This window comes from Brachyspira murdochii DSM 12563, from assembly GCF_000092845.1.
Lineage (GTDB): Bacteria > Spirochaetota > Brachyspiria > Brachyspirales > Brachyspiraceae > Brachyspira > Brachyspira murdochii.
Genome location: NC_014150.1, coordinates 2,580,534 through 2,598,411 on the forward strand (window position 1 = coordinate 2,580,534; position 17,878 = coordinate 2,598,411).

Here is a 17,878-nt window from a genome sequence, read left to right on the forward strand (position 1 = left end):
AAAAAATATAAGGAAATATAAGTTTTATTTTATATTTCCTATTTTTTTAATGTATTTATAGTCATAAATTATTATATTCATTACTATTTAATGAGCATTATTTTTTAATGGAGTCTATTATGCAAAATAAAAATGATAAAAAAAGATATAAAATACAAGCTCCTCCTAATTATTTTAATAAATATTCTATAAAAAAATGGAAAGAACTTGCACCTATCTTTGCCGAAAAAAATATGCTCGGACCTGCTGACATATCAGCTTTTGAGCTTTTATGTCTTCATTACGGCGATGCTATGAATCTTTATGAGGCTATGATTAATGAAGGAGGTTCTATAGCTGGTTATTTATCAGGTAAAAACTCTCAGACTATGGGAGAATATTTAGCTTATCATAAAGCTATAACGGCATATACAAAAATGCTTACCGAGTTTGGTTTAACTCCTGCTTCAAAAAAGAAAGTACCATATCCTGAAACTATAGAAGAGGATGATCCGCTTGAAAAAATGATAAATGGTTAAATAATATAATGTATACCTATGAAGAATATATCAATAAAGTTATAAATAAAGAATTGCCAGTGTGTCAAGCTGCTTTTTTATCTGTAAAAAGGCATTTGGACGATATAGAAAAATCAAAAAATAATGATTATCCTTTTTATTTTGATGATAATGAAGCTAAACGTCCTATCATGTTTATACAATCTTTAGTACATACAAAAGGAGAATGGGCAAATCATAATATTATACTAGAGCCTTGGGAACAGTTTATAATAGCAAGTATATTCGGATGGAGAAGAAAGGAAAATAAACTCAGACGTTACAAAAAAGCATACGTTCAAGTGAGCAGGAAAAATGGAAAAACTACTTTTGCATCTGGCATTGGTAATTATTGTTTTTTCTGCGACAGTCCTGCAGAGGCTGGAGTTGAAATATATTATATAGCTACTAAAAAAGATCAAGCGAAAATTGCATGGAGCGAAAGCGAAAGGCAAATAAGAAAAGCAAAAGCTCTTAATAAAGAAGCGATTACATATAAACAAACTTCTACAATTACAAAGAAAAAAGATACTGCATCAAAATCCAAACCGCTTGGACAGGACAGCAACACTGAAGACGGATTAAATCCTCATTTAGTGATAGTAGATGAGTACCATGCACATCCTGATAATGAACTACTAAATGTTCTTGAATCTGGAATGGGAGCTAGAAGGCAGCCGCTTGTATTTATAATTACTACTGCTGGTTTTGATAAATCTTCAGTGTGTTTTTCTGAATATGAATATGCAAAGCAAATATTAAAAGGTTCATTAAATAATGATGAATACTTTACAATAATATATGAGCCTGACAACATCAATGATATTTGGGTATTTATGTCCGAATATAAAGAAAAATTAAATAAAAATGAAGATGTTTCTAAGCAGGAAGAATTAATAAATAAAATTATTTTTCAAGCTAATCCTAATATAAATGTTTCTGTAAAAGACAGTTATCTCAAATCTAGGCTTTTAGAAGGGCTAGATAAACCTATTCAAAGAACTGATATACTTACAAAAAACTTGAATGTTTGGACACAGGCTAGTGAAGTTTGGATATCTTCTGACAGATGGATTAAATCTTATTCACATCAAAATATAAATATAAATGAATTAAAAGGCAGGAAAGCCTGCATCGGTTTGGATTTAGCAACTACAAGAGATATAGCAGCTTATGTTTTATGTTTTGATTCTATTGATAATGGTCCGTATATACTTCTGCCTCGCTTCTTTATGCCTAAAGAAAATATAAGGCAGCGTTCTAAAGAAGACAGAGTGCCTTATGAATTATGGGCTTCGCAAGGTTTAATTACTTTAACAAGCGGTGATATAATAGATTTTGATGTTATAGAATCCTCAATACTAAATGATGCGAAAGATTTTGAAATTATAGAAATAGCTTATGACCCTTGGAAAGCTATTGAAATAGTAACACACTTAGAAAGTGAGGGCTTCAAAATGGAACAGGTTAGGCAATCTTTTGCAGTCGGCGGTTTATCTGAAGGAACTTCTTTATTTGAAAAAACTATAGATGAACGAAAACTCCTTCATGGTAATAATGCAGTTCTTAATTGGATGATAAGCTGCTGTGAAGTAAAAACGGATGGGAGGGATAATTATTTGCCTGTAAAACCTGACAGAAGAAGATCATATAAAAGAATAGATGGTGTTGTAGCCTCCATTATGGCTCTTCATAGAGTGATTAAAAATCATTTTGAAGATACTAAAAGTATTTATGAAACTGAAGGCGTTTTTACATTATAATAATATCACTAATTTTATAAGTACCCCCTAATAAAAAAATTATCGCCATGCACAAAAGACTCCCCACTCGTTGCACCGATTGAAAGCCTGTAGAGATTTTCCCCACCCCCCGCCAAGCAAATATAAATCACTTATAATTTTGTTAAAGAAAAAAAGTTATTAATTTTAATTGAAAAATAGTTGACATTTTTTCAAGATATGCTATAATATAATTAATCCTAGATAAAAGGAGGAAATAATTATGGAAGTCTTAACTTTCATAGCTACAATTATTGATATAATGACCCTTATCGTAATTGTGGTTAAGCTGATAAAGATTAAAAAATAATTTTTATTAGCTTACGAAAGGGAGCTGAGTTTGCCGACTTGGCTCCTGACTTCCATAGTTATTATTATATATATAATATAGGAGTTGTCAAGATGTTAACAACTATAAATGCAATATTATCTTTAGTATCATTATCACTTAATATAGCAGTTTTAGTTCTTTTATTTAAAAGAGGTAATTAATGGATAATAAAAAAAATACTCATGGTGGTGCTAGAATTGGAGCTGGCAGAAAAAAGAAAGATGATAAGGATAAAAAGCCTAGCTATAGAATATCTTTTAGATTAAATGAAGAAGAAAATAAAATGCTTGAAGAAGCCGCAAAAAAAGAAGGAATGAGCATAGGACAATATGCTAGAAAATGTGCTTTGGAGAAATTTAAAATATAACAAATAAATAATTTATATATATTAGGTGTTGCGATAATAAAGGTTATCGTATTGGAATTCATTATGTATGTAAAAAAAGAAAGTAAATTAATAAAAGTAAATGGAAGATTAATAACAAATTCTTTAGTAGATAAAAGCAATACTTTTTTAGCTTTATGTGAACTTATAAATAATTCTATTCAAGCATCTGCAAATAATATAGAAATAAATATGACATCTGATTCTGAAGGTGAAATGATAAAAGATAGTATAACTTCTTTATCAATAAAAGACGATGGAGAAGGTGTATCTCTTAGTGATTTTCAAAAGAAAATATTAGAAATAGCTACAGACATAAAACCTAAAGGAAAAGGAACAGGAAGATTTTCAGTCTTTCAATTTGGTAAAACTGCTTATTTTGAAACAGTTTCTTATGATAAAATTTTAAATAATTATACAAAGACATCATGTACATTAAATTTAAATGAACTTCAAAATGGATATATAGATAAAGAAGTAGAACTTGAAAGTTATATTTTTAATTCAAAAAAGGATACATATTTTTTTATAGAAGTAAGAGACATATTTACTAAAGATTATGAAAATTATAACAGTAGAAAACATAAAATTTGTGATGCATTAAAAACAGAAAATATAGGTTTATCATTATTTACTATGTATCCTATAGAAATGTTAGATAAAAATATTCAATTTTTTGTAAATGGTATAAAAATTGATACTAAAAACTATCAGTTGGATAGAAACAAATTTGAAAGACAATATAACGATTATTCAATAGAATATGATGTTATAGAACATAAGTCTAAAAAAAAGAAAGAAGAAAAAGTACTTTGTATAAGAACTGAAAATAACAATATAAAAAATATATTAAATTATTTTGATATAGAAATGGATATACCTTATAAAGAAAAATCGGAAGTTAGTTGGCATATATATGTGGATTCTGAATACATAGATAAAAATGTAGAATCATTTGAAAATATAGATTTAAAGGATATGAATATTGATGTAAAAAATTTTTTAAATCAAATAGAAACAGATATCAAAAATTTTTTCTTAAATAATTATGAAGAATATTTTAATTTTAGAGATAAACTAATAAAAAATGATAACTATCCATATAAAAACAATATTAGTTCATCTAAAAGTAAAGAAATAGCATTTATACAAATAGCGTATTCTATAGAAGATAAATATAAATTATTGTCATCTAATAATAAAGATTTGATGAAAATTATTTATCCATTATTAGATGGTTGTTTAGATAATCCAAATTTAAAAAAAATAATTAATAGTATTAATACGCTAAAAAAAGAACACATCAAACAATTTGAAGAATTAATAGATAAAACAGAATTAGATGAAGTTATAACTTTTTCTGATAATGTTGCTAATAAAATGGCATTTTTAGATTTTTTACATGAAATTAATTATAGTGATGATATATCTAAATATATATTAGAACGTAAACAGTTACATAAAGTACTAGAGAAAAATTTATGGATATTTGGAGAACAATATATTTATAGTAGTGCTATAATAGAAAGTGATACTAATTTAGGAAAAAATTTAGAACGATTACGAGCAAATATTATGAAAAATAATTGTGAAGAGTTTGATGAAATAAAATCAGATGATAATATAACAAAAATAACAGATTTATTCTTTTATTCAGACTTTAAATTTAATAAAAAACATGAGGTATTAGTTGTAGAATTAAAGAGACCTAGTGTTAAATTGGGTAATAAAGAAATTGAACAAGTAAAAAGATATGGATCTGAGATATCAAAATCCAGTAGTATAAGTAAACAAAATGTAAATTTTAAAATCATATTAATAGGTTCAAGTATTAATGAAGATGATGCAATATATATAAGCAATAATGAACCATTATATAAAACAGGAAATATTGAAATATGGGTAATGAACTGGGCTGATTTAATAAAAGAAAATAGAGATAAATTAACTTATATGAGTAATGAAATAAAAGTTAAAGATAATTATATATTAAATAATATTGAAAAAAAATATCCTGAAATAAACTTCAATAATATTAAATTGAAGTTAAATGTGAAAAAATAATTATTAATTATATATTAATATAAAATAAATATTTTGGGAATACATTATGGAATATGAAAAACTTATTACAAAATTAGCATATGATTATAACATATTTAATAAAGATTCTAGTATAGAAAATATTTTAGAGCTTTTTAAAGATACAAATGAAATTAGTATTAAAGAATTAAATTTATTAATATTCATTATTATCAATGAAAAAAGTTACTCTAATTTTTGTAAAGAATTAAAAAATATAACTAACATATATTCAGATGAACAATTAAGTAGTCTATTTTTAAGTTTTATAGCAATTGCTAATTCTGATAGCATAGATATCACTATGCAGTATAGAAATAAATTAGAAAATGAAAAAGAATTAAATATGGTATCTATGACAAATAGTAATATAAAATTAGAAAATAATTATTTTTCATGTAATGATATTATTGACACTACTGTAGATCTTTTAGACTTTAATTTTAAATTATTTAAGTATATAACTAACAATAAGGAAATAATATCATCTACTATCAATTATATGAATATTGATCTAGTAAGAGAAAATAATAAATTTTTAATTTTAAAAACTATTTATGAATATATATGTTTTGAAAATGCATTTTTATCTGAAGTTAGTATTTATAAATATAAAATAGAATATAAAGATAAGTTTCATATATTAAAATATATTAATTTATTGAAGGTTAATGAAAAATTAATATCTTCTCTAATGAATACTCATAACTTGAAAATATATTATTTTGATAACATATACATAGAAAATTTAAAAATAAACGAAATGACTGGTGAAATATTTTTTGATATAGAAAAAAAGTCGGTAAAAAATATGTATATAGAAGGTAGAATGAAATTATATATAAATAGTTTAGTAATATACCATTATTACTATGATAAAAATTATAATGATATGGCACTAAATTTTTTCAGAGTGTTTATTGCATTAGATTATATACTATACAATGTATCAAATTATATAACTGATACAAAGCATAATATCAATTTTTATTTATTTAAAATAAATAAAAAATTACTATCTGAATATTGTACAAAAATAACTAATTTAGATAGTAATATTTGTGATGATATAATAGAATATTTAACTTATGATAATAAATCTAGTTTTTGGAATAAACCTTTAATAAAAAATGGTGATTTTTATCATTTATTAATTACACCTATAAAATATGGCAATATTATATTTATTGTAGATGAATATATGAATAATAAAACAACTTGTTTTAAAGATAAAAAAGGAAATCTATTTGAAAAATTTGTCGTAGATGAAATTACACTTCTATTATCTGAAAAAAAATTTTTTTATAAAATAGATCATGGTAAATATAAAATTTCTAAAAAAGAGATGGAGGAAATAGATTTTATATTAGAAACAAAAAATACAATTATAGTAGCTGAAATTAAATGTATTAGATATCCATTTAATTCACAGTTAATACAAAGATATGAAACTATTATTAATAAAGCGGTTGATCAAATAATAAGAAAAACTACATTTTTAATAAAAAATAATAAAAAATTTCAAAATAAAAAAATTTCATTTCAAAATAAAAAAATTATTAAATGTGTTATAACAAATTATAGTTTATTTTCTGGAACAGAAAGATCTGGAGTTTATATTATAGATATAAATATGCTTCGTAAATATATTAATGTTGGTAAAGAAGGATTTATCAAGTATGACTTAAGTACTAGAGAAAAACATGAAATAGCTAAAAACTTATATAATACTGAAGATGAATTTTCTAATAACTTTGAAATATATTTTATGAGCTCAAATTCTTTTTATGAAGATAGAATTAAAATAATAACTAAGAAATTAAAAATAGGAAATTTTGAAATATCTATACCTACAATAATAGAGAATAAATTGTTTCATTACGAATAATAATACCTCTGCGTAAGCTTTGTGTAGTATTATTATATAGTTGCGATAACATAAATTATCGCAACACTGTATCTAATTGATATAATCTAAAATAAGTTTTTTAATATACTTACGTACGCTCATATTATTTTCTTTAGCTAATCTTTTTAATAGCTTATATTCTTTATAATTAAATCTGCAAACTACTAATCTTTTTTTCATTATTCTACCTCCAAACTTTTTAAGTATATTCCTGTTATAGCTATACTGCTATGATTTAATGCCTGTCTAATGAGTTCTATATCTTTGGTTTGTTTGTATAAAGTAACAGCAAAATAATGCCTTATATCATGTATAGAATATGCAGCTTTTATTTTACCTTGCTGATATAAACGCTTTGAACTTCTATAAAAAATGTTTCTTATCACTTCAGAACTTTTATTTTTGAAAGGATTATTAAAAGAAAGATTATTCTGTTTCGCTCTGCGGGCTTTAGCCAATAATTTAATAACTTTATCTGTAACTTTCCAGCTTATTTCCTTGCCTTTTGAATATGAATAATATTTGTTATTTCTTATTTCTAGTTTAGGTAAAGCACCAACACGTACTCCGCATTCCATTATAAAAATGATGGCCACTTTTATAAGAGGATCTGCTATATCTTTAATTATTAATTCAATTTCTTTTTTAGTTGGGACTTCAAGTCTTTTTTTGTTCTTCACAGGCGGACGAGTTTTTGTACCTCGAAAAGGATTTTTCATAAACGGATATCTTCTCTCTAAAAAAGAAAAGAAAGAGGAACATGAAGAAACTAATGCACGTATACTTAAATTAGAAAGTTCACTTGAATTGACTTCCGTTATAAAATCATCAGCTTCTCTTGCTTTAATAAATAAAATATTTTTCTTATTCATTTTGCAGTATTCCTCTAGTTTATTAAGTCCGTTTCTATATTGTCTTTTTGTGTGATTGCTTTTTGTTTTTGAACATTGCTTAAAAAAGTTTTCTTTTTCTATTTCATAATCTATCTGTTTAATAAGCTGCTCTTCTTTCATATAGTCAAGTATATTTAAGTAGTTAGCTTGCTTAATGAGAAGTTCCGCTTGTTTTTCTGTTATTATATTATTATTGTTTTGTACTATTAATTTATTATTGCTTTTAGAAGCCATGTTTATACCTTTTTATTAAATTAAAGACAAAAGCCTTCATTTAATAAAAAGAATATAAACTTTTATAACTATGTATTATTAAAACGGTACCTCCTCACCGAGTAGGTGCCTATCGGCATCATCTTCCTGACTATTATTTTCTACTGCATTATTCACATCTTTTTTATCAGCAAGCATCTGCATTGACTGCATAATTATTCTCACTTTAGATTTAGTAGTGTTTGTATTTTTATCCTGCCATCTTTCCTGCCTTAGTGTTCCGCATATTAAAACTTGCTTTCCTTTTATAAGATATTTACTTACTGTTTCTGCTAATTTTCCAAAAGCTACTATATCAAAATAATTTACTTCTGTAGTATTTTTTGTAATTACATAATAATTGTTTGCTATAGAAAACTCAGCAATTTCCATTCCTCCTTGTGTATATTTTCGCTGCGGGTCAGCAGTTAGCCTTCCTATTAATGTTACAATGTTATGATCGCTCATTATATTTCACTCCATATTAATTAATGTTATTCATATTCTATATAATCCCTAATTAAAATATTGCTGCATTTGCCATGCTTAATTCTTTTTATAGTATTAATTAAAAGCCTGTTTTCAAGTCCTTTATCAATTTTGAATGCACCGCTTTTTTTCTGTATTTTAAAATTACCATTATCATAATACCATATTAATCCCCATCCGATAGGTAAGTCCTCTTTTTTTATTAATCCTTCAGGACATACATAATATCTATTTGTACCTATAGAAGATTTAAAAGTTTCTATACGCATTTTACTATCTAATTTATAAACTATCCTATGTGGTTTTAATAAATCCCTTCTAAAATCTTTTATATCTGTTTTTATTTCATAAAGAGTTGTATTTGAATAGTTATCAAATATTAATACATCAGGATTTTCCTTCACTAATAAACATTTATATTCTATCAAAGCAATACTTTCCAAAAAATATTTAGCTGTAAGACAGCATAGATCCGAATGTGTTATTTTTTTTATTTTTTTCATTTTACTATACCTATTTCATTGCTTAAAAGTTTAGCTTTATTAATATATCACAAAGTAAAGAAGCAATATTTGATAAAAAGAAACAAAGTAAATAGAAAGCCTTAGCTATATCATTTTTTGATGTTATACTAATAAAAATACATATAACACTAAATATTCCAAAACTTATAGAACCTATTTGATAAACCATCATTTTATAACCTTATTCAATATATTTTCTATTGCCTGCATATAAAACCCCAAACTATGATGACACTCCAATCTCTCATTATTTATAGTTAAAAATAATTCATTTTTCTTTTTTACTTTTTTATAACTAACATTAATATTTTTGTATTTATATTTTAATATTCCTAGAATATCATTCATTCTTCTGAACTCATCATTTACATCATTATAATTAATAATCGCTTTAATCATTTTTTATATCTCTACTATATCAAATAATGAGCTTAGAACATTATAATATTTATTATATTCATCTTCTGAATCACATTCTATTGTTGTAGGCAATCCGCTATCTAAAGTAAATATCCTTATGCTCTTTTTATTTTCATCAAAATAAATATTTGATATACAGTTTATATTTATTAAATATTTTTTAATAAAAATACCTTTCAGCATAAATTACTCCTCATATTCACAAACAATCGTTATTGGAATACCCATATACTTTGATAAACCTTCTAAGCATGATATACAAAGTTTACCTTCTTTTTCTTTCTCTTTTTCTATACCATCTTTATCTTTATATTTAATATTTATTTGTCCTTCCAATATCTCATCATCATTTATATTTTTTTTACATATATCACAAATCATTTTTACACTCCGTTTTTTATTATTTAAGGTTTATATATCTTTTATTAATTCCAACATTTTATTGCACTTTTTTTCTATCCGAAGTCTTTCACCGCATCTATTTAAAATATATCCGAGTGTATAAAACCTATCAAAAACTTCCATACTTAATGTATTGCAATGCTGTATTAAAGCAGAAGCTCCTATTAAGTTTAATTGTATAAATGACATATATACACACATCAAATCTAAATCATTAATATTCCATATTAATTTTTCTGCATAATTATAGCCTAATTCTTCTACTATCTGACATGAAGCTATAACAATTCCTCCGCTTCCTGCTGCTGGTTCATTGCAGTAAATAAAAGATTTACTTTCCAATAATGATTTATCAAAATTAATTTTATTCATACAGTATGATAATTCATAAGGTGTAAAAAATTGACCTTTGAAATCATTTTTTAATTCAAGTTCTTGAAATAAAACTCCTAATACATCCTGATATCTGTTACTCTGGTATTCATTTACTAATCCTAATTTAAATGCATTAAAAAACTCCATTTCATTTTCATCATAAGCAACAGCAATTTTTTTAAATTGTTCTATTCTTTTTTCCTTATCTTCCATATTAAGACTTATTCCTATTGCAATATTTAATGCTGTCATAGCTATAAAATCATAAAATACTTTAGCTATTGTATGTTTATAAGCAACATTCTTTAATATGTTATACAGATTTTTATATTTAGATGATTTTAATTTATTCATTTTTTATTTCCCTTATTCTTTTTTATATATTTATACAAAGTTTCTTTATTATCTTTGACTTTATATAATATATCCAAAACAACATCTTCAGGTTTTTTCTTAGTGTTTATAGCAGTTTGATATATAAGTGTTGCATATCCTATTAAAATATCTTCATAGCTGCCTTTGGTTTTTATCAGGGTTTGATTTTCTTTTGTATTATCAAATATTATAATAGTGTCTTTCATTATATCTTTCCATTTATCATATTCATATATCTTGTTTTTATTATTAAGTTCTTCTATAATTAAATCTATTTTTTCCCTATCTTCTTCAGATTGTTTAAACTCCCATGAATAAGGCTCTTCTAAATCGATAAGTTTAATAAAATGCTTTTTAATAATCAAAAAGCATTTTATTGCCTTCGCTATCAACTTTATCACCATCTGCATCAAAATCCCAATTATTTATATTATCAGTATCTACACTTAATGGATCTTCATCTTCATCTATTATTTTATAATTAGACTGTTCTTCATCTTCTGAGAAAGACATTATCTCATTGTTTTCTTTTAATGTTTCTTCAAAAGATTTATTTTCTCTTTTATCAATTTCTTTTTGTATATCTTCTTTATAATGATCATTCATTGTAACTTTATTCAATTCTTTTAACTCATCAATAGTAAGCTCTGATAGTCTTCTGCCCTGTGTTATTTTATTTTCAAGCTCTCTGCTTTTATTAAACTTCCTGCCTTGTAAAATATGTTTTGCAGTTTCTGTGGTATTATATAAAGCTGATAATTCTTTATCTAATGGAATTATTTTCTCAAGTTCTTCGTCTGTCAGTTCATTGTATGCTCTGCCATTTGTTATAGATTGTATTTTATTTTCAAGCTCAGTTTTTCTTGATATTTCTTTTATTGGTTTTTCTACTTCTTCTATATTGTTATCATCAATATATTCACCTCGTTTTTTCAATTCTTCTATAACTCTATTTCTATATCCTTCTTGTAAATTATAATTTGAAAGATATTGTTTTAATGAAATAGTATTTATTAGAATCCATACAGTTCCTTTGTACTCACCTATAGGACATACAGAAAAATCAATATTTTCTTTTTTCTCATTGCTGCTATTTTTTGATATAAACCTCTGTATAGCATTCATAATAGTATTAGCTTCTGCTTTATTGTCAGACTTAAAAGTTATGCCAAAAAGTCCATTATCTTCTACAAAGTTTAGCTCTCTCATTCTTCATTCCTTTTTTCTAATTCCGTTTTTAATCTTACTGCCTCTTTTATAATATCAATAAAACCATCAGCAGGTACATTTTCTTTATTGGTTACAAAGTATATAAACTCAGTCAACAAATAAATAGTATCTTCGCTGCTAATATTTTTAGCATCGATAATAATACGTTCTTCTTTATTATCTCGTTCTATATGTATATATTGTTTTTGACTATCTATTTTCATAATCATATCCTATTAATAATCTTTCTTTTTATTTCCAAAAGCTCCATCTTCTTTTGCTGTTTTTCTGCTATGACACCTTTTGCATAAAGCCTGCAGATTATTTTTATCATAAAACAGAGGATCATCTTCGCTTTCTATTCTTTTTATATGGTCCACATGTTCAGCAAAGTTATGGCATTCCTCAAAGTTTTTGCAAAGCGGATTTTCTTTCAAAAAACTTTCTCTAAAAGCACGCCATTTTTTGCTTTTGTATCTTTTATATGCTTTTTCATCTCTTCTCATTGCTGCTATGTTCGAACCCGCCTAATATACCCGAGCAAACAAGTTTACTCGGCGGCGGTTTCTCACTTTCCTCCTTTATTACTACCTTGTTCTTTTAGATAAATACTAAAAAGAACTGCATAGCCTGCTATATCAAATACAGTATCAATAATACTTTCCTCTACCATTGGCTTTTCTTTTGATAGTATAAGAGTTTTTAATCTGTTTAATTTATCTTCTATTCTTATTAATCCTATGCTTATACCGTACTCATGCAATGTTTTATCATAACTATTTCCATAATCTTTATTCTTCTTAATTAATAAGTTTTTAAGCTCTTCACATTCATTAATAATTAAATCTTCTTTATTCATTTTTTACCTCCTGATTTTTGAACATCTTATTTACAAGTTATCAACATTGTTGACAACTTATAAACATAGAATTATTCATTATTAGCTATCTCATCTTCTATATCAGTTAGCACTGATTCAAAATCTTCATATTTTCCTCTTTTAATAAAATCTTATATAAATAATCAAAATAATATTTTGACTATTTAAGCAGTTATTAATTCTTTATACTTCTGCATTTCTATTTCTATAATTTTCAAGTTTAATAGTCTGCTTGTAAGTCTGCCTTTCATATATTCAGAATCAGTTTTTTTATTCAAACTCTTTAATAAATCATCATAGCTTTTATTTGATGTCAGTATCACAGTTTTTTCTCCGCTTCTTATATTATCAAATATTTTATAGTATCCATCTATGGCATAATGAAAACCTACGCTGTCAATATCATCTATCATAATAATATCTGCATTTTTGGCATTATCTATTTTTTTATCAATAGCAGCTTTCATATCTTTATCTTTAGCATTTTGATTAAATAAGTTTTTATGCAAATCTTCAAAATGGCTAGCCTTCATATACATTACTTTGATGTTATTAATAGCATATATCTGCCATAACATTTTTAGCATTGTAGTTTTACCTGTTCCGCTCTTCCCTCTGAAATATAATGACATTGTACTTCCTACATTCAAATATTTTTTTATAGAATTAATCAGCTCAGTTTGATTAAATCTTTTTGCAAAAATATCCAAAGTTATTTCATTATCTAATGTGCCGAATACTAAATTATATGTTTTTATAAGGTTATCAATTCTTTCTATCTTTTCTGATATTTTAGTTTTTTCATCGCTTACACAGTCGCACATAGTAGGCAGACTGTATCGTCTTCCTGAAAAACTTAAATCATCTGGAACTTTTAGAAATCCATACTCATCACATTTAGTACATTTTGGGTCTTTTCCGTCCCTTGCTATTTTTTTTAATTCTTCCAAATATTTTTTATAGCTTTGCAGACAATATCCGTTATCCGCAATTTGCAATTTGTGAATACGCATCATCTAGGTTTCCTCCTTCTTCTATAATTTTTAATAAATAATTCAGTTTATCAATTCCGCTTGGTATTGTGTATTTTTTTGTTTCTTCGCTTTGAGTTTTATTTTCTTTGTTATCATTATTTTTTGTACTTTCATTTTTTTGGCATAAAGCCATTTTCAATAAATCCTGCAGTTTCATAGCATATCTTTTTTCTACTGGTAATTTATAAAATGCATTTTTTGTAATTTCTAAAACATCATCAATATTGTTATTTACTCTGTTTTTAAAGATTTTTATTAAATGCATTTTATAAGGAGCTCTTGCCGAGTAGTCTAATTTTTCAAGCAATAATTCTTCATACAATTTTTTAAACTTTTCTAAAAACTCATTTTGAAGCTGAAGCTCTTTTATCTCTTTATCATCTGTTAAAAGTTTTGCAGGATATATTGGATTTTCGTCCACATCTTCATTAAACAAACTAGGCTCATCATATATCACAGTAACAGGAGCTTCGAGATTCTGAAGTTTTTTATCTTCTTCTTTCAGCTCTTCAATTTTATTTTTCAAATTAGTAAAGTCATATACTAATCCTACTTTTATACATCGTTTGTCTTTATATGTTCTTGCTATTTTTATTTTCAAATAGCCTTTTGCCTGCAGGCTTTTTCTTTGTCTTGTGCATCTTCTGCTGATATCTTTATCTCTAATTTCATTAAAATCTTTATTTACTAAATGAAATATCCAGCATATAAACTCAAACTCGCTTGTTGTTAATCCTAGTCTAGTTCTATATTCAAGCACTTCAAAAGGTGTTGTTAACAAATCTGCAGGATAATCTATTTTTCCGTAAAGTGCCGAAAACTTTTCTAACTCTGCCATTATTCTATACCGCCTAATATATTTTTATAAGTCAATTTTCGTACTAACATTAAACTGCCTCCGTGATTGTATTTTTTTAAAAATATTCCTCCTTCTGCAGTGATAAAAATTATTAATGCAAAGAACTGCCCGAATGATTTAAATAAATTTATGCTGCATTTGTTTTTGATATTTTTTAGCAGGAATGCTAATTGATGAAATAAACTCTGTTCTTTATCTAAAAAAGTCAAGCATAACTTTTTAGTTGCAATTATTATCGAGATTTTTAAGGATTGTTGTTGTTTTAAATCTAGTATGTTTTTTAAGCATACTAGATTTTTTAATTTATCGATTTGTATTTTGAGAGAAGATTGTAAAACTCGTACCGCTTTCCATAGTCTTAGAAAATTCGTTAAAATTAAAAATTTTCAGTATATACCTAAATACAGATTGTCAAAAGTAAATCATAAATATTAAAAAATCTATTAATTAAGAATTTTACATTATTTTAATATGGTATATAATAATTCTTCAAAATGAGAGGTAATAAGAAACTATGGCATTAATGTTAAATGAAGAACAAAGACAGGCAGTAGAACATATAAACGGTCCGTTGCTTGCATTAGCAGGAGCTGGAAGCGGAAAAACTAGAGTTATCACAGAGAGAATAGCATATTTAATAAAACATGGAGTGCTTCCTAGTCAGATACTTGCTGTTACATTCACAAATAAAGCAGCTTCAGAGATGCGTGAACGTATAACAAAACTATTAAAAGAAAAACCTAAACAATTAGTAGTAAGCACATTTCACTCATTCTGTGTTAGGGTGTTAAAAGGTGATATTGAAAAATTGGGATATAAAAGTAATTTCAGTATATATTCTTCATCTGACAGCAGAACTCTTATACGTAATATTTTGAGAGAAATAAAGATTAATACTCTCAATTATGATGAAAATTTATTTGCTTGGTATATTGATAGATTTAAAAATAATTTGATGAAGCCTTATGAGGTAGAGCCTCATGATGATCTCGAGAAACAAGCAAAGAGAGTGTACGAAGTTTATCAGAATTATTTGAAAGGATATAACGCTGTTGATTTTAATGATCTTATCAACCTCACAATAGATTTATATATAGAGTTCCCAGAAGTTCTGAATAAATATCAGGAAAGATTCAGATATATTATGGTTGATGAATATCAGGACACTAATTTTGCACAATATAAACTTACAAGTCTTTTAGCATCAAAATACAGAAATATTGCTGTAGTAGGTGATGATGACCAGAGTATATATGCATTCAGAGGTGCTGATGTATCAAATATACTTTCTTTTGAGAATGAGTATCCTGATGCTAAAATAGTAACTCTTACAAAAAACTACAGAAGTACAAAGGCTATACTTGAAGCAGCACATTCTGTAATAAGCAATAATACTCAAAGAAAAAATAAAGAGGTAGTTGCAGAAGGTGATGAAGGAATACCTCCTACAATAATGCCATGCGAAGATGAAAGAGAAGAGGCTCAGTTTGTAGCAGATTCTATTATTAATTATTCTATAAGCAAAAGATTAAATTATGAAGACTTTGCTGTTCTTTTTAGAATGAATGCTCAGTCGAGACTTTTTGAAGAGGCTTTTAGACTTAGAGGACTTCCTTATACAGTAGTCGGAGCTTTTCAATTTTATGAACGTAAAGAGATTAAAGACATATTAGCATATCTTAATTTGTTTGTTAATCCTGAAGATGAAGTTTCTCTGCTTAGAGTTATAAATATACCTAAAAGAGGAATAGGGGCGGTTGCTATAAATAATCTTAATGAAGCTAGTATAAAAAATGGTGTTTCATTATATCAGACTTTGCTTAATTATGAAAGTATGGAAGATATTTCTCCTAAAGCAAAAGCTGGTATAAAAGATTTTCTTGAGATTATAGAGCATTATCATAATTTATTTACAGTTGATAAAAACGATATTGAACGTCCTAAACTATACGAAAACATAAATAAGTTTTTAGATGTTATAGCATATCATAATGAAATCTTAAACTCTAGCGATACCAAAGAGCAGGGGGCAAAAAAAATGGAGAATGTTGAGTCCCTCATGAACGGCATACTTGAATATGAGAAATCTAATAAAAATGCTACTTTAAAAAATTATTTGGACAGAATACTTCTTATGAGTATAGAGGAGCAAAATGATGATGAGGAAAAAAAGAAAGGCATTATGCTTATGAGTATACATGCTGCTAAAGGGCTTGAGTTTCCTTATGTTTATATATGCGGTATGGAGGATGGTATTATGCCGCATCATAAAAGTTCATCTGATGAAATGGGAATAGAAGAAGAAAGGCGTCTTTGTTATGTTGCTATGACAAGGGCTAAAAAGCATTTAACTCTTACATACTGCAGAAGCAGAACAAAAATGGGAAAAAAAGTAGAATGCACTCCTTCAATATTTTTAGAAGAGATGAGTGAAAATTTGCCTGAGGAAATGTCTATGAATGAAGAGGAGTTTTTCTCAAACTTAAAAGCTTCATTAAAACCAGAAAATAAATAGTACTGTAATTTAATTAAAATCAAATTTTAATAAAAAGACTTGTTCCAAAACTAAATTTATTAATTTTATAAGTTTTTAATTTAGTATTTTTAAGTTATGTTTGGGTAGCTTTACACAAACCAAAGTTATTTTATGTCTGTGATTAAGGTACAGCCCGCATTCGGAGAGAACTAAAAGAATTATATTTTATACAACTTATAAAATATTTTATTATATAATAATTAAATTATATAGTTGAACATAAAATACAAACATAGCAGCATATCAGATATGAACAGTTTTTTACAAATAAATAATACATACTCAAGCTATAGTTTAAATTTTTAAATAATTTTTTATATAAATTAATATTATTATATATGAATAATATTTTGTTATAGCATAACTTTTCATGCAAAACGCTTCATAAACAAAGTAAGATATATAAAAATATAATTAATATTCCTCTTTCAAAATTAATAGATTATTTCAAACGATTAATTCTAATTTTCAAAATTAAAATATAAGTAAACACTATGATGTTTATTATAAAAAATTAAATTTAAGGAGTTCAAATATGAACAAAAAACTATTAAGTATTCTATCAATTTTATTTTTATTTAGTTTGTTAGTAATAAGCGATACAAC

At 25.7% G+C, this 17,878-nt stretch carries 22 protein-coding genes; 6 read left to right on the plus strand and 16 right to left on the minus strand.

All coding sequences use genetic code 11. From position 1 onward, the window contains the following. Nucleotides 1-119 precede the first annotated feature (119 nt). The 5 genes from BMUR_RS11400 (at nt 120) to BMUR_RS11420 (ending at nt 7,003) form a co-directional block, all read left to right on the plus strand. A complete protein-coding gene (locus tag BMUR_RS11400) occupies nt 120-518 on the plus strand; it encodes a P27 family phage terminase small subunit (RefSeq protein ID WP_013113825.1) in 399 nt (132 codons plus the stop codon). Between the two features lie 8 nt (nt 519-526). Further along, on the plus strand, nt 527-2,299 hold the full coding sequence (locus BMUR_RS11405; protein WP_013113826.1) for a terminase large subunit: 1,773 nt from the start codon (nt 527-529) through the stop codon (nt 2,297-2,299). 509 nt (nt 2,300-2,808) lie between these two features. Next, nucleotides 2,809-3,015 carry a DUF6290 family protein gene (locus BMUR_RS11410; protein ID WP_013113827.1) on the plus strand — a complete coding sequence of 69 codons (207 nt, stop codon included), beginning with the start codon at nt 2,809-2,811 and terminating at the stop codon, nt 3,013-3,015. 63 nt (nt 3,016-3,078) lie between these two features. Then, nucleotides 3,079-5,097 (plus strand): ATP-binding protein, encoded by a 2,019-nt coding sequence (locus tag BMUR_RS11415; RefSeq protein ID WP_013114178.1) that lies wholly within the window; start codon nt 3,079-3,081, stop codon nt 5,095-5,097. A 46-nt stretch (nt 5,098-5,143) separates the two neighbouring features. Continuing rightward, a complete protein-coding gene (locus tag BMUR_RS11420) occupies nt 5,144-7,003 on the plus strand; it encodes an NERD domain-containing protein (RefSeq protein ID WP_013114179.1) in 1,860 nt (619 codons plus the stop codon). 72 nt (nt 7,004-7,075) lie between these two features. On the opposite strand, the gene BMUR_RS15205 is transcribed toward BMUR_RS11420, so the two are convergent. From BMUR_RS15205 to BMUR_RS11495, 16 genes are all read right to left on the minus strand, one after another. Further along, the gene (locus tag BMUR_RS15205) at nt 7,076-7,204 is read right to left on the minus strand and encodes a hypothetical protein (protein ID WP_008729085.1); all 129 of its coding nucleotides are present in this window, start codon (nt 7,202-7,204) and stop codon (nt 7,076-7,078) included. After that, nucleotides 7,204-8,151 carry a tyrosine-type recombinase/integrase gene (locus BMUR_RS11425; protein WP_013113830.1) on the minus strand — a complete coding sequence of 316 codons (948 nt, stop codon included), beginning with the start codon at nt 8,149-8,151 and terminating at the stop codon, nt 7,204-7,206. Before BMUR_RS11425 ends, BMUR_RS15205 begins: the two co-directional genes overlap by 1 nt. 78 nt (nt 8,152-8,229) lie before the next feature. Then, a complete protein-coding gene (locus tag BMUR_RS11430) occupies nt 8,230-8,637 on the minus strand; it encodes a single-stranded DNA-binding protein (RefSeq protein WP_013113831.1) in 408 nt (135 codons plus the stop codon). A 26-nt stretch (nt 8,638-8,663) separates the two neighbouring features. After that, nucleotides 8,664-9,161 carry a hypothetical protein gene (locus tag BMUR_RS11435; protein WP_013114705.1) on the minus strand — a complete coding sequence of 166 codons (498 nt, stop codon included), beginning with the start codon at nt 9,159-9,161 and terminating at the stop codon, nt 8,664-8,666. Nucleotides 9,162-9,183: 22 nt separating this feature from the next. After that, entirely contained in the window at nt 9,184-9,354 is a 171-nt protein-coding gene (locus BMUR_RS11440) for a hypothetical protein (RefSeq protein WP_013113833.1), read from the minus strand. Then, on the minus strand, nt 9,351-9,581 hold the full coding sequence (locus BMUR_RS11445; protein WP_013113834.1) for a hypothetical protein: 231 nt from the start codon (nt 9,579-9,581) through the stop codon (nt 9,351-9,353). Before BMUR_RS11445 ends, BMUR_RS11440 begins: the two co-directional genes overlap by 4 nt. 3 nt (nt 9,582-9,584) lie before the next feature. After that, nucleotides 9,585-9,785, minus strand: a complete 201-nt coding sequence (locus BMUR_RS11450) for a hypothetical protein (RefSeq protein WP_013113835.1) — start codon at nt 9,783-9,785, stop codon at nt 9,585-9,587. Between the two features lie 3 nt (nt 9,786-9,788). Beyond that, nucleotides 9,789-9,983, minus strand: coding sequence for a hypothetical protein (locus BMUR_RS11455; protein WP_013113836.1), 195 nt, complete (start codon nt 9,981-9,983; stop codon nt 9,789-9,791). Nucleotides 9,984-10,013: 30 nt separating this feature from the next. Then, nucleotides 10,014-10,733 (minus strand): N-6 DNA methylase, encoded by a 720-nt coding sequence (locus tag BMUR_RS11460; RefSeq protein ID WP_013113837.1) that lies wholly within the window; start codon nt 10,731-10,733, stop codon nt 10,014-10,016. After that, nucleotides 10,730-11,119 carry a hypothetical protein gene (locus tag BMUR_RS11465; RefSeq protein WP_013113838.1) on the minus strand — a complete coding sequence of 130 codons (390 nt, stop codon included), beginning with the start codon at nt 11,117-11,119 and terminating at the stop codon, nt 10,730-10,732. The genes BMUR_RS11460 and BMUR_RS11465 overlap by 4 nt, the downstream gene beginning before the upstream one ends. Then, complete coding sequence (locus BMUR_RS11470; protein ID WP_013113839.1) at nt 11,109-11,963, minus strand: hypothetical protein; 855 nt, start codon at nt 11,961-11,963, stop codon at nt 11,109-11,111. The genes BMUR_RS11465 and BMUR_RS11470 overlap by 11 nt, the downstream gene beginning before the upstream one ends. Further along, on the minus strand, nt 11,960-12,187 hold the full coding sequence (locus tag BMUR_RS11475) for a hypothetical protein (RefSeq protein ID WP_013113840.1): 228 nt from the start codon (nt 12,185-12,187) through the stop codon (nt 11,960-11,962). The genes BMUR_RS11470 and BMUR_RS11475 overlap by 4 nt, the downstream gene beginning before the upstream one ends. Nucleotides 12,188-12,199: 12 nt before the next feature. After that, the gene (locus tag BMUR_RS11480) at nt 12,200-12,469 is read right to left on the minus strand and encodes an HNH endonuclease signature motif containing protein (RefSeq protein ID WP_013113841.1); all 270 of its coding nucleotides are present in this window, start codon (nt 12,467-12,469) and stop codon (nt 12,200-12,202) included. Nucleotides 12,470-12,531: 62 nt separating this feature from the next. Beyond that, nucleotides 12,532-12,822 carry a nucleotide modification associated domain-containing protein gene (locus BMUR_RS11485; protein ID WP_013113842.1) on the minus strand — a complete coding sequence of 97 codons (291 nt, stop codon included), beginning with the start codon at nt 12,820-12,822 and terminating at the stop codon, nt 12,532-12,534. A 185-nt stretch (nt 12,823-13,007) separates the two neighbouring features. Then, nucleotides 13,008-13,859 (minus strand): AAA family ATPase, encoded by an 852-nt coding sequence (locus BMUR_RS11490; RefSeq protein WP_013114706.1) that lies wholly within the window; start codon nt 13,857-13,859, stop codon nt 13,008-13,010. Then, entirely contained in the window at nt 13,825-14,715 is an 891-nt protein-coding gene (locus BMUR_RS11495; protein ID WP_008730407.1) for a hypothetical protein, read from the minus strand. The genes BMUR_RS11490 and BMUR_RS11495 overlap by 35 nt, the downstream gene beginning before the upstream one ends. 535 nt (nt 14,716-15,250) lie before the next feature. Here BMUR_RS11495 and BMUR_RS11505 point away from each other — a divergent pair. After that, complete coding sequence (locus tag BMUR_RS11505; protein WP_013114707.1) at nt 15,251-17,251, plus strand: ATP-dependent helicase; 2,001 nt, start codon at nt 15,251-15,253, stop codon at nt 17,249-17,251. Nucleotides 17,252-17,878: the final 627 nt, after the last annotated feature.